Origin of the sequence: Streptomyces sp. NPDC047974 (assembly GCF_040653375.1) — a bacterium.
Lineage (GTDB): Bacteria > Actinomycetota > Actinomycetes > Streptomycetales > Streptomycetaceae > Streptomyces.
Map to the genome: position 1 here is coordinate 1 of NZ_JBEZNU010000004.1, position 11,011 is coordinate 11,011.

At 71.0% G+C, this 11,011-nt stretch carries 16 protein-coding genes, 2 tRNA genes and 1 pseudogene; 14 read left to right on the plus strand and 5 right to left on the minus strand.

Features of this window, described 5'->3' with window-relative positions:
* A pseudogene (locus tag AB0E19_RS07735) lies at nt 1-116 on the minus strand (IS5/IS1182 family transposase); the annotation flags it as partial.
* Between the two features lie 59 nt (nt 117-175).
* Between AB0E19_RS07735 and AB0E19_RS07740 the strand changes: the two are divergent.
* A tRNA-Trp gene (locus tag AB0E19_RS07740) sits at nt 176-250 on the plus strand.
* A gap of 509 nt (nt 251-759) precedes the next feature.
* On the opposite strand, the gene AB0E19_RS07745 is transcribed toward AB0E19_RS07740, so the two are convergent.
* Nucleotides 760-1,116, minus strand: coding sequence for a hypothetical protein (locus AB0E19_RS07745; RefSeq protein WP_362174941.1), 357 nt, complete (start codon nt 1,114-1,116; stop codon nt 760-762).
* The gene (locus AB0E19_RS07750) at nt 1,113-1,583 is read right to left on the minus strand and encodes an NUDIX domain-containing protein (RefSeq protein ID WP_362174944.1); all 471 of its coding nucleotides are present in this window, start codon (nt 1,581-1,583) and stop codon (nt 1,113-1,115) included. Before AB0E19_RS07750 ends, AB0E19_RS07745 begins: the two co-directional genes overlap by 4 nt.
* An 18-nt stretch (nt 1,584-1,601) precedes the next feature.
* Between AB0E19_RS07750 and AB0E19_RS07755 the strand changes: the two genes are divergently transcribed.
* From AB0E19_RS07755 to AB0E19_RS07790, 8 genes are all read left to right on the plus strand, one after another.
* Nucleotides 1,602-2,381, plus strand: a complete 780-nt coding sequence (locus AB0E19_RS07755) for a GntR family transcriptional regulator (protein ID WP_362174947.1) — start codon at nt 1,602-1,604, stop codon at nt 2,379-2,381.
* A gap of 138 nt (nt 2,382-2,519) precedes the next feature.
* On the plus strand, nt 2,520-2,876 hold the full coding sequence (locus tag AB0E19_RS07760) for a hypothetical protein (protein WP_362174950.1): 357 nt from the start codon (nt 2,520-2,522) through the stop codon (nt 2,874-2,876).
* Nucleotides 2,877-2,878: 2 nt separating this feature from the next.
* Nucleotides 2,879-4,234 (plus strand): FtsK/SpoIIIE domain-containing protein, encoded by a 1,356-nt coding sequence (locus AB0E19_RS07765; RefSeq protein WP_362174952.1) that lies wholly within the window; start codon nt 2,879-2,881, stop codon nt 4,232-4,234.
* Between the two features lie 88 nt (nt 4,235-4,322).
* Nucleotides 4,323-4,988 carry a DUF2637 domain-containing protein gene (locus AB0E19_RS07770; protein ID WP_362174954.1) on the plus strand — a complete coding sequence of 222 codons (666 nt, stop codon included), beginning with the start codon at nt 4,323-4,325 and terminating at the stop codon, nt 4,986-4,988.
* Between the two features lie 14 nt (nt 4,989-5,002).
* On the plus strand, nt 5,003-5,179 hold the full coding sequence (locus AB0E19_RS07775; RefSeq protein WP_362174956.1) for a hypothetical protein: 177 nt from the start codon (nt 5,003-5,005) through the stop codon (nt 5,177-5,179).
* Between the two features lie 3 nt (nt 5,180-5,182).
* Entirely contained in the window at nt 5,183-5,377 is a 195-nt protein-coding gene (locus AB0E19_RS07780) for a mobile element transfer protein (RefSeq protein ID WP_043231506.1), read from the plus strand.
* Nucleotides 5,378-5,390: 13 nt separating this feature from the next.
* Entirely contained in the window at nt 5,391-5,549 is a 159-nt protein-coding gene (locus AB0E19_RS07785; RefSeq protein ID WP_107063396.1) for a hypothetical protein, read from the plus strand.
* A gap of 44 nt (nt 5,550-5,593) precedes the next feature.
* Nucleotides 5,594-5,914 carry a SpdD-like protein gene (locus AB0E19_RS07790; protein ID WP_362174961.1) on the plus strand — a complete coding sequence of 107 codons (321 nt, stop codon included), beginning with the start codon at nt 5,594-5,596 and terminating at the stop codon, nt 5,912-5,914.
* On the opposite strand, the gene AB0E19_RS07795 is transcribed toward AB0E19_RS07790, so the two are convergent.
* Nucleotides 5,911-6,228: an Imm51 family immunity protein gene (locus tag AB0E19_RS07795; protein WP_362174964.1), complete on the minus strand. Its 318-nt coding sequence runs from the start codon at nt 6,226-6,228 to the stop codon at nt 5,911-5,913. The two genes, AB0E19_RS07790 and AB0E19_RS07795, sit on opposite strands and share 4 nt — an antisense overlap.
* Before the next feature lie 194 nt (nt 6,229-6,422).
* Here AB0E19_RS07795 and repSA point away from each other — a divergent pair, with 194 nt between their 5' ends.
* The 3 genes from repSA to AB0E19_RS07810 are packed head-to-tail and all read left to right on the plus strand — an operon-like array spanning nt 6,423 to nt 9,144.
* Nucleotides 6,423-7,802 (plus strand): replication initiator protein RepSA, encoded by a 1,380-nt coding sequence (gene repSA, locus AB0E19_RS07800; RefSeq protein ID WP_362174967.1) that lies wholly within the window; start codon nt 6,423-6,425, stop codon nt 7,800-7,802.
* Nucleotides 7,799-8,008, plus strand: coding sequence for an excisionase family DNA-binding protein (locus tag AB0E19_RS07805; protein ID WP_148002459.1), 210 nt, complete (start codon nt 7,799-7,801; stop codon nt 8,006-8,008). Before repSA ends, AB0E19_RS07805 begins: the two co-directional genes overlap by 4 nt.
* 38 nt (nt 8,009-8,046) lie before the next feature.
* Nucleotides 8,047-9,144 (plus strand): tyrosine-type recombinase/integrase, encoded by a 1,098-nt coding sequence (locus AB0E19_RS07810; protein WP_362174970.1) that lies wholly within the window; start codon nt 8,047-8,049, stop codon nt 9,142-9,144.
* Between the two features lie 101 nt (nt 9,145-9,245).
* Here the strand turns inward: AB0E19_RS07810 and AB0E19_RS07815 are convergent.
* Nucleotides 9,246-9,320 (minus strand) — tRNA-Val (locus AB0E19_RS07815).
* 150 nt (nt 9,321-9,470) lie between these two features.
* On the opposite strand from AB0E19_RS07815, the gene AB0E19_RS07820 reads away from it, so the two are divergent.
* On the plus strand, nt 9,471-10,760 hold the full coding sequence (locus tag AB0E19_RS07820; protein ID WP_362174973.1) for a hypothetical protein: 1,290 nt from the start codon (nt 9,471-9,473) through the stop codon (nt 10,758-10,760).
* Nucleotides 10,761-10,769: 9 nt separating this feature from the next.
* The gene (locus AB0E19_RS07825) at nt 10,770-10,988 is read left to right on the plus strand and encodes a zinc ribbon domain-containing protein (protein WP_362174975.1); all 219 of its coding nucleotides are present in this window, start codon (nt 10,770-10,772) and stop codon (nt 10,986-10,988) included.
* Nucleotides 10,989-11,011 lie beyond the last annotated feature (23 nt).

Sequence of the window (11,011 nt, forward strand, 5' to 3'; positions counted from 1 at the left end):
TCCCCGGCCCGCCGGCGCCCGCCTCCTTGCGGGCGTATCACCACCGTCTCGGGCACCACCCTGCGGAACAACTCCCACAACTCATCCGGCACCAGCCGCTCGGCAAGACTCGTCATGCCCGGCACAACGAGCCAAACCACCAAAGGAAACGACGTCTTAGGATGGCGGGCGGGGCGGAGCTGTAGCGCAGAGGTTGTCGCGCGCGGTCTCCAAAATCGCGAGGACGCCGGTTCGAATCCGGCCGGTTCTGCCCTCTTGCCGCATCCGGCGTGTCTGCCGCCTACATGCTGCGGTCACGCTAATGCGGGCCTGCGCCGCCCCCTCAGCCCACCCTTCACCCCAGCTCCCATCCCGTCTGCCGTCGACCCACACACCGTGGAGCGGGCGTGGTTCAGGGCGTCAAGGTGGAGCGCGCCACTGTACGAACGACCTTGACGCCCTGGGCCGCGACTGCTCGGCTCTGCCTGGGTCGACGGCAGACGGGATGGGAGCCCTACACCTCCACGCCCCACCGGCCGGCACCCGCCCGCGGGCCCCTCCCATCCCGGAGTCTGAGCGCCCCCGCCGGAGGCATCGTCTTGAGCCGCACCCGTGTACCGGCTCGGCCTCGCCGTGGTTCGTCGCCCATCAACCCGAGCTGTCAGGCGTGCGGACGGCGGCCGGGCTGGAGCGGGGCGTCAGACAGGAGCGCAGGCCCGGGCGACGGGCCGCGCGCGCCGCACCGTGCGCGGCGGGTGCCTTGATGAAGTAGAGAAACTCTTACCGCGCCTGCTGCTGGTGCTCGGCCCGAAACTGGTCGAGCAAGGTGAAGAACAGCTCAATGGGTGGCGTGCCGATCGCCTCGGCTTCGCGCTCGATTCGTGCGGACCAACGCAGGGAGCTTGCTGCACCGGAGCGTTTGTTCAGCCACAGATCGAAGGGGGAGGCCCCGCCGGGAGTCCAGAGAGGGAAGCGCTCCTCTACGTTGTGCACGGCCATGGCCACTCGGTAGCCGATGAGCATGGAGTCCAAGTGGGCCAGAGAACCGCCCGGAAGCCACATGCCTGGGCGGAGTCGGACCTGGTCCAAGAAGTCGTCGACGTTCTCGAACTCGTGCAGAGGCTTCGGCCCCGTCACGCGGACTTCTTCAGCAGGTGTCGGCCGTCGTGGCTGCGGACGTGGGGGCCCTTGTCGTCCAGGGCGTCGAGGAGGCGGATCGCGTAGACCTCGGTCATGCAGGCGGTGATCTCTTCCGGGGTGAGCCACTCGACCGCGGTGGACTCGGCGGAGGTTCGTTCCTCGCCGCCGGCGGGCTTGCAGCGGAAGACCAGGGCGACGATGCCTCGGGTGGTGTTCTTGTAGACGCCGGTCAGCTCTTCCACCTCTACCCGGATGCCCGTCTCCTCCCAGACTTCGCGGGTCACGCCGGCTTCGGGGGACTCCGTGAGTTCGAGGACGCCGCCCGGGAGTTCCCAGGTGCCGTTGTCGGCTCGGCGGATCGCCAGGAGGCGGCCGTCTTCGCGTACGACTGCGCCCGCGACGGACACGGAGTGCAGTGGCGTTGACGTCGTCTTCTGGGCGCTGTTACTCATGTACAGGAGCATAGGAGAGTGGAGAGGACTATGGGTACGACTGCAGGGGGTGGCAGGGCGGTACCCCGGTACGTCCAGATCGCCGAAGAGATCGTGGAGCAGATCCGGGCCGGAGTTCTCAAGCCTGGCGACCTGGTGCCGAGCGAGTCCGAGCTTGTCGAGCGGTACGGCGTCGCCGGCGGGACCATTCGGAAGGCCATGGTCGAGGTGCGGGCCAGTGGGCTCGTGGAGACGCGGCACGGGAAGGGGTCGATCGTGAAGGACCGGCCGCCTGTGCGGCTGCGGTCGTCGGACCGGTTCCGGGCATCCCATCGGCGGGGCGGGAAGGCTGCCTATCTGGCCGAGTCGGCTCAGTCCGGGGCCACGGCCAAGGTAAGCGTGCTGTTCATCGGGCCCCTGGAGGCTTCCGAGGAGATCGCCGGGCGGCTGGGGGTCGAGCCCGGGGCTCAGGTGCTGGCGCGGCGGCGGTTGTACTTCCGGAACGGGACGCCCGTCGAGACCGCTTCGTCGTACCTGCCGTGGGACGTTGTTAAGGACATCCCAGAGCTGTTCTCTGAAAACCCTGGTCCTGGGGGGATCTACGCTCGGCTTGAGGGTGACGGGCACGTCTTCGAGGAGTTCGTGGAGACGCTCCAGGCTCGGCCGGCGTCGAAGGCTGAGGCGTCCGAGCTGGCGTTGAGCCCTGGTGCTCCTGTCGTTCACCTGCTGCGGAACGCCGTCACCAAGACCGGGCGGGTGGTCGAGGTCTGCGACACCCTCATGGCCGCTGACCAGTTCGTCTTCGAGTACCGGATCCCCGCCGCCGACTGACGCACGGTCAACTCCTTTCAGCCCGCTTGGACTTCTTCGTCCAGGCGGGTTGACTCATACATAGGAGTGGTGCACTCTTCTTCATGGTACTCATGTACATGAGTGGAGGAGTTCAGGACTTCTAGAGGAGTGATCTTTGTGCGTCAGATTCCCGTCGACACCTCCGCCGCCACCGTGATGGTGGCCCAGCCCCCGCAGCCCAAGGTGAAGGACCGCCGTACCGGCGAGCGCGCCATGGACGCCGAGACCGGGGCCGCGCTGTCGACCGTGGACGTCATGTTCGCGGCCAACGGCGAGGTGGAGATCCTGAGCGTGACCGTCCCGGAGACCGGCGTCTCCGCCGACCTGACCATGGGGACCCCCGTGGCGATCACGGGGCTCATCGCCCGGCCGTGGGAGAGCGAGTTCAACGGACAGCGTCGGCACGGCATCGCCTTCCGGGCCGTGGCCGTCACCTCGCTTGCCGCTGGCGCCTCGATACCGAAGGCCGCCTGATCATGCGGTGGTTGATCGCCGCCATGGTGCTGGTCGCCGTCCTCGCGGGTCTCCTGCGGTGGCGGCGGCCCGCCTGGTACTGGCTCTCCTTCGGCGTCACGTTCGCCACCTGTCGGGTCCTCGGCCGGTACCGGGCGGTCATGGACGCCTGCGGCCTCACCGTTCCGCCGCCCCGCTGGCGTCTCGCCATCGCCCGGATGGCGAACCGGCCCGTCCCCGAACCGCGGGCGCCGCGCATCCTGCGGCTCCGGCCCACCCGTACCGGACTCGTCTTACGGCTGGGGCTCCGGCCCGGGCAGGACGCCTTCGACGTGGCGGCCTCGTGCGACCGGCTCCGGCACTCGTTCGGGATGTTCGGGGTCGCCTCGCGGGAGATCCGCTCCGGTGTCGTCGAACTGCGGATGACCGGATACGACGTGCTCCGGCGGGTTCAGATGCCGGCGCGGGCCGAACGCTCGACCATGCGGGTGCCGGTCGCCCTCCGCGAGGACGGGGGCGTCCACTACCGCGACTACCGGACCACCCCGCACGCCCTCACCATCGGAGCCACCAAGTCGGGGAAGTCGGTCTACCAGCGGAACCTGGTGGCCGAACTCGCCGCCCAGGAAGTCGCCTTGGTGGGGATCGACTGCAAGCAGGGGGTGGAGCTGTTCCCTCTGGCCCGACGGTTCTCCGCGCTGGCCGACAACCCCGACACCGCCGCCGACCTACTCGATGCCCTCATCGCGCACATGGAGGACGTCTACCAGCTCATCCGCGCCGAACAGCGCATCACTGCCGACACCCCGGACGCCGACATCGCCGCCGACATCTGGGACCTCCCCGACCACCTCCGCCCCGTTCCCATCGTCCTCCTCGTGGACGAGGTCGCCGAACTCGCGCTCTTCGCCACGAAGGACGAGGAGAAGCGGCGCGACCGGATCATCACCGCCCTCGCCCGGCTCGCCCAGCTCGGCCGCGCCGCCGGCATCTACCTGGAGATCTGCGGACAGCGCTTCGGATCCGAACTCGGCAAGGGCATCACCATGCTCCGCGCCCAGCTCAGCGTCCGTACCGCCCACCGCGTCAACGACGAGACCAGCGCCAACATGGCCTTCGGCGACATAGCGCCGGACGCCGTCCTCGCCACCGTCCAGATCCCCGTCTCCGCTCCTGGCCTCGCCATCACCGGCGACACGTCGGGCGGCTGGTCCCGCATCCGGACGCCTCACACCTCGCTCCGCGCCGCCGCGGACGCCTGCAACAAGCACGCCCACCTGACCCCGGAACTGCCCGCGCTCGACGCGTTCCGGCCGGTCCTCGCCTCGCCCGCCGTGCCCGTGGCCATTCCGGCCCCGGCGGCCCCGGCGACTCCCTGAGGCTCCCCGCTCCCCTGGCCGACGCGGCCTCCTCGCGCCACGTCCCTACCCCAGCCATGCCCGAAACGCCCCCCAAGGAGGTGCCGTCATGACCAGCAAGCTCCGCGTCGACGCCGTGCTGGTCCAAGCCCTGATCGCAGGTGCGCTGTCCTTCGCCCACCTGCACGACCTGGCCGCCGCTGCCGGGCAGACCGGATGGAAGGCGTGGGCCTACCCCGTCTCCGTCGACCTCCTCCTGGTCGCCGCCTGGCGCCGGCTCCGCGCGGACGGCTCGTCCCGCCTCGCCTGGTGCTGGTTCCTGGTCTCGCTCTTCGCCTCGCTCGGCGCCAACGTCGCCACCGCCGGATTCCTCGACCTCGCCGACCCGCCCGCCTGGCTGCGCTTCGGCGTCGCCGGATGGCCTGCAGTCGCCTTCCTCGGAGGAACGCTCCTCGCCCACTCCGCACCCGCGTCCAGCCCCATCTCGGCCCCTGCCCCGGACGTCGAGCCGGAGGCGGGACCGGAACCTGTGGAGCCGGAGTACGTACCCGAGCCGGAGACCGCCCCGGAGATTCCGCCCATGGAAGTGCCCGCACCTCCCACCCAGGCGCCTGAACCCGCTCCCGCCGTCCCGGCCGCGCTCGTCGAGCACGCCCGCAAGGTCGCCGCCGACCACCACACCCGTACCGGCTCCCCCATCGACACCGACACCCTCCGCGCCCGTCTCGGCGTCCCCGCCCCCATGGCCGACGCCATCGCCGCCCAACTCGCCTGAGGAGCAGACAAGCCATGCGTGACTCGACCCGACGCGCCTTGGAGCGCGCCGCTGAACTCACCCGGAACAACCGTCTGGTGGACGCCATGGCGCTGGCCGAACCGGTGCTCCTCGCCGCCGACGAGTACGAGTCGGCCGAGATTCGCCAGTGGCTGGTGGAGCACGCCGACGACTTCACCCGGGAGATCTGAGCGATGTCCGCCCGCGACCACTTCCACTCCCTGATGCGCATCGGCCCCGTGCAGATCGGCACCCACCGCGACCGCCACGGCCGCACCAAGTACGCGGCCGTCTGCACCGCCGACCGCTGCGGCTGGTCCGCCGACTACTCCAGCTCCTCGGCCGCCCAGCTCGCCGCCCGCACCCACCGCTGCCGCCCCACCGACTGAACGGAGAACGTCCGTGGACGTCCCGCTCTGGTTCACCCTCCTCGTCGTCGGCGCCCTCGGCATCAAGCTGATCCGCCCGCCCTGGTGGCTCGTCGCCGTGCTCCTCCTCGGCGGCTTCCTCCTCGCCGACAGCCTCCTGGCCCCCGTCATCGACGCCGCCGTCTCCGAGTGACCCGACCCGTACGGATCCGACCCGCCCGGAAAGGAGAACCACCCGTGCTCCGCCCCAAGATCCCCACCATGCCGACCCCGGTCGGCGTCACCGCGCCGCCCGCCGTCGTGCAGCCGACCGCCGTGGAACCCGCGGCGCAGACCATGACCCCGGCCGCGGCCCCGGTCGTGCCGACCGCCCGGCCCACCGTCCAGATCACGCCCGGCAGCGTCCTCGCCGTCGTCGGCGCCGGCACCGCCGTGGTCCTGGTCGTCGGCACGGTCCTGGTCTCGATGCTGCTCGCGACCGCCGTCACCGCCGCCTCGGTCGCCGTCTGCGCCGCCGTCGTCCGCTCGCTGCTCAACGGCCAGCGCCAACAGCGCTAGTCGTCGAACTCGAAGCCCGATGCTTCCGCCCGGGCAACGATGTCGCGAACTGCCTCAGGGCTCGTGATGACGGATTCAAGGGTCACCTTGAGTCGTGCGAGAGCACTCGGACTTCCGACCGCGCAGAACATACCGGCCTCGCTGTCGAAGTCGAGGTCCTCGGCGATGTCCGGCCAGGCGAACTGCACGAGACCTTCCCAGAAGTACCCGTTCGTCTCGTGTCCGGCGGCAGTTACGGCGTCATCGGCAGCCAAGCCGCCGGCGTTCAAGGTCAGCGAGTGCTCGCCGTCGAAGTCGTGCAGGTTGATCGTCACGGCGTGATCCTCGCACCGCCCTCTGACAGGGCTGCCGATCTCGCGGGCCACCTCATCCAGTCGCGTTCCCTGCCGGTCCGGTGGACCTCTCCTGACCCCGCACCAGTCAGCTTCCGGGCGGCTCAACCGCCAAAGTCTCCGCCGCCCGGAAGCCCTGCCCCTACCCAGCTCGCAGAACCAGAAGGAAGCACTCCATGATGACCGTCCCAGCTGCCTCGTCAGCGGGATTCGACACCGCCACCCTGCACGACGTCCTCCGCGTGGCCGCGAACCCCGACTTCGACCGCTGGAAGGACCAGGTGCACCGCACCGGCGGTTGCTCCGACCCCGTCCACCTCACCGGCTGGTCCCTCGCCAAGGACCGCACATCCGGCGAGACCCTCCGCCGGTACTCGACGGAGACCGAGCCCGGCGGACGCCTCCGCGTCGCCTGCGGCAACCGCCGGGCCTCCCGCTGCCCCTCCTGCGCCCACACCTACGCCGGGGACACGTACCACCTCATCCGGGCCGGCCTCGCCGGTGACGAGACCAAGGACATCCCCGCGACCGTCCGCGACCACCCCCGCGTGTTCGCGACGCTCACCGCCCCGTCCTTCGGCCCCGTCCACAACCGACCCGACCGGGGTACCTGCCGCTGCGGCGTCAGGCACCGGGACGACGACCCCGCCCTGGGCACCGCCCTCGGCCCCGACTCGTACGACTACGCCGGCGCCGTCCTCTTCAACAACCACGCCGGACAGCTTTGGCAGCGCTTCACCAACCGTCTCCGCCGCGAACTGGCCGCCCGCGCCGGGCTCACGCAGCGAGCCATGAAGGACGTCCTGCGGGTCTCGTACGGAAAGGTCGCCGAGTTCCAGAAGCGCGGCGCCATCCACTTCCACGCCGTCATCAGGCTCGACGGACCGGACGGGCCCGGCAGCGCACCGCCCTCCTGGGCCACCGTGTCGTTGCTGGACGACGCGATCCGGGCCGCCGCCGTCCACCCGTACACCACCATCACCGTCCCGGCCGCCGGGGACCAGCCGCGCCGGCGGTTCCAGTGGGGGCGACAGCTCGACGTCCGCTCGGTCAAGGCGTTCGGGGACGGCTCCGACATCACCGAACAGGCCGTGGCCGCGTACGTCGCCAAGTACGCCACCAAGGCCGCCGAGACCACCGGCAGCCTTGACCGCCGGATTGGCAACCGGGAGGTGCTCGACCTGCTCGACGTCCCCGACCACCCCCGCCGCCTCATCGAAGCCTGCCTGGACCTGGCACCGCTCTACCCGGACCGGAAGCTCACCGCCTGGGCCCACATGCTCGGCTTCCGCGGTCACTTCTCCACCAAGTCACGCCACTACTCGACCACCCTCGGCGCTCTCCGCCAGATCCGCGCCGACTACCGCGCCGCCCAGGAGGGCCACGCCGACCCGGACACCGTGCTCGTCCTCGCCACCTGGCAGTACGCGGGCCACGGCCACTCCCCCGGCGAGGCTGCCCTCGCCGCCACCATCGCCCGGGACATCCACCTCAATCGCGACACCGCCCGCGCCGCCCTACGCGACCAACTCGCCCTGGAAGGAGCAAGCGCATGACCGACCGACTGCTGACCGTGGGCCAGGCCGCCGAACTCCTCGGCACCACCGAAAGGTTCCCGCGCCGACTCATCGCCGAGCGCCGGATCGCCTTCGTCAAGGTGGGACGGCATGTCCGCATCCCTGAGCGGGCCTTGGAGGAATTCGTCGTCGCCCACACCGTCCAGCCGATCACCACTCGTCGCCGATTCGCGGCGGTGGCCTGATGGCGAACAGCAAGGGGAAGCGGCGACGCTTCGGTGCCGTGCGCAAGCTGCCCTCAGGACGGTTCCAGGCTCGCTATCAGGGGCCGGACGGGATGACGCGATCCGCGCCCGAGACGTTCGCCTCGCAGACCGATGCCGATCGGTGGCTCGTCCGTAAGGAAGCGGAGATCATCGACGGCAAGTGGAAGAACCCGGACGACAAGGTTCTCTTCGGGGTGTACGCCGACGCCTGGTTCAAGGAACGCGACTACGCGGCCACCACCCGTGAACGCAACGCCAGCGCGCTGCGACTTCACATCCTGCCGACCTTCGCGGACGTGGTCCTGAGCGAGATCACCACACCCCAGATCCGTCGCTGGCGTGCCGGCCTTCTGGAGTCGGGTGTCGGTGAACCGACGGTCGCCAAGGCGTACCAGATCCTTCGCGCCATCATGAACACCGCGGTCGACGACGAATTGATCCAGCGCAACCCCTGCCGCATCAAGGGCGCCGGAGCGGCCAAGACGGCCGAGCGGCCGTTCCTCGACGTCACCGAGGTCTTCCAGCTCGCCGATGCCGTGCCGGCGCGCTTCCGAGTGTTCATCCTGCTGGCGGCCTTCACCGGCCTCCGCTTCGGGGAGCTCGCCGCGCTCCAGCGCCATGACGTCGACCTCGACCGACGGACCGTCGCCGTACGGCGTTCTCTAGCCGAGACCCGTACCGACGGCATCCTGGTCAAGACGCCCAAGAGCGCGGCTGGTGTACGCACCGTCGCCTTCCCGGCCTCGCTGGCGGAGAGTCTGGCCACTCACCTCGCCGTCTACGCCGAGCCTGGTCGGACCGGACTGGTCTTCACCGGAGCCCGCGGCGGGCAACTGCGCCGGAACAACTTCCGCCGGCTGTGGCTGCGGGCCCTGAAGGACACCGGCCTCCGCGACGTCCACTTCCACGATCTGCGCCACACCGGGAACACCCTCGCCGCGACCGGCGGCGCCACGACGCGTGAGCTGATGCAGCGAATGGGGCATTCGTCGGTGCGGGCCGCGTTGATCTATCAGCATCTGGTGAACGGGCGTGACCACGCCATCGCCGCCCACGTCGACGAGCAGATCAAGAAGGTCCGGCCGGACGGGCCCGGCGACGCATCTGGCACGTAACTGGCACGACGCCCCTCCCCCGCCTCCCCGGCACGGGGAACGAACAAGGCCCAGGTTCCCGGTTCAGTACCGGTGACCTGGGCCTTCGTCGTGCTACCTACTGGTGGGCGCGGACGGTTTCGAACCGCCGACATCTGCTTTGTAAGAGCAGCGCTCTACCCCTGAGCTACGCACCCGTGGGAGAGCAACAGCCTACACGGAGGGGGTGGGCGGATCGCAAACGTGTGGTGGGGCGCGAACTGATCGGGCCGTGTGTTCGTCCGTAGGGGGTGGGAGAATGGTCGTTCGGACGGCCGGGCACTTCGGACAGAGCACGGGAGAGGGACGTGGCGGCGAGCGACGCGAGGGGTGGGGCGGCGTCCAGGGGTGGCGGGGGGAGCCGGCGGTGGTTCGGGGGGCGTGGGGAGAGTCAGCGGGCGGGGGCGCAGGCGGCCAAGGACGATGCCGCGGCGGCCTTCTACGAGCTGGACACGGCGCAGCGGGGGCTGCGGATCACCATCGAGACGATCAGTGCCGTGGACGGGTCGCCCGAGGCGCAGCGGGCCGTCGAGGGGTTCGCGGCGTTGGGGCGGCGGATCGACGAGGTGTCCCATGCCTACATCTCCGCCGTCGATTCCGTCGATCTCGATCGCGACGAGATCGACGGCGGGAGTGCGCAGCGGGCTCGGGTGGAGCTCACCCGGGCCAAGGAGGAGCTCGTCCGGGTCCGGGGGGAGCTGGAAGGGTTCGAGGCCGGGCTCGGGCCGTTGCTCGATCGGGCCGAGACGCAGCTCGCGCGGCTCGCGCCCGCCGTCGAGCGGGCGCGGCAGGCGCTGCGCGGGGCCGGTGACGCGCTCGACGCGGCGCGGGCGAGCGGGCTGCGGGCCGATGAGCCGGCCGCGCGGCTTGCGTCGCTCGGGCCCGAGTTGACCCGGCTCAACGAAGGGGCCGGGCGGCATGGGGTCGGGGAGACGCTGCAGCGGGCCGATCGGGTCGTGCGGGAGGCGGAGGCGGTGCGGGCCGAGGCCGTGCGGCTGCCGGAGCGGGCCGCGGAGACCGACAAGCGGCTCGTGTCGCTGCGGACCCGGGCCGAGGCCCTGGGGACGCGGGCCGAGGCCGTCGAGCCGGTGCTGTCCGAGCTGCGCCGGCGGTACTCCGTCGCCTGCTGGCAGGACCTTCAGCACGTGCCGGAGCAGGCCGCCGAGACCGTTCGGCAGGCGCGGGAGCGGCTCGGGGAGGCCGCGGCGGCGCGGGCCGAGCAGCGGTGGCCGGACGTGACCGCCCTGCTGTCGACCGTGCGCGCGCTGCTCGACACCACCGGGGAGGCCGTCTCCGCCGCCGGCGACCGGCTGCGGCGGCTCGACGCGGTCGCCAAGGACCCTAAGGCGGAGACGGACCGGGCGAGGTTCGCGGTGCGGGACGCGCAGCGGCTCGCCATGGAGGGGCGGAGCCGGCCCGATCCGCGCCATGCCCGCCCCCTCGACGAGGCCGTCGCCCGGATCGAGCGGGCCGTGGACGGGCTGGAGGGGCGCCATCCCGACTACTGGCACTTCCTGATGGAGCTGGAGGCGGTGCGGGACGAGGCCGCCCGGGTCGTCGCCGCCATTCGTGAGGAGCGCGGCGCGGGGGCCCACTAGCCTGGTCCCATGCCTCGTTACGAATACCGCTGCCGCACCTGTGGTGACACCTTCGAGCTCAGCCGGCCCATGGCCGAGTCCTCCGACCCCGCCGCGTGCCCCGCCGGGCACGACGACACCGTGAAGCTGCTGTCGGCCGTGGCCGTCGGCGGGTCCTCTGCGTCGTCGCAGGCCCCCGCCCCGAGCGGGGGCGGAGGCGGCTGCTGCGGCGGGGGGTGCTGCGGCTGACCCCGAGGCCTCAGGGCCTCGTG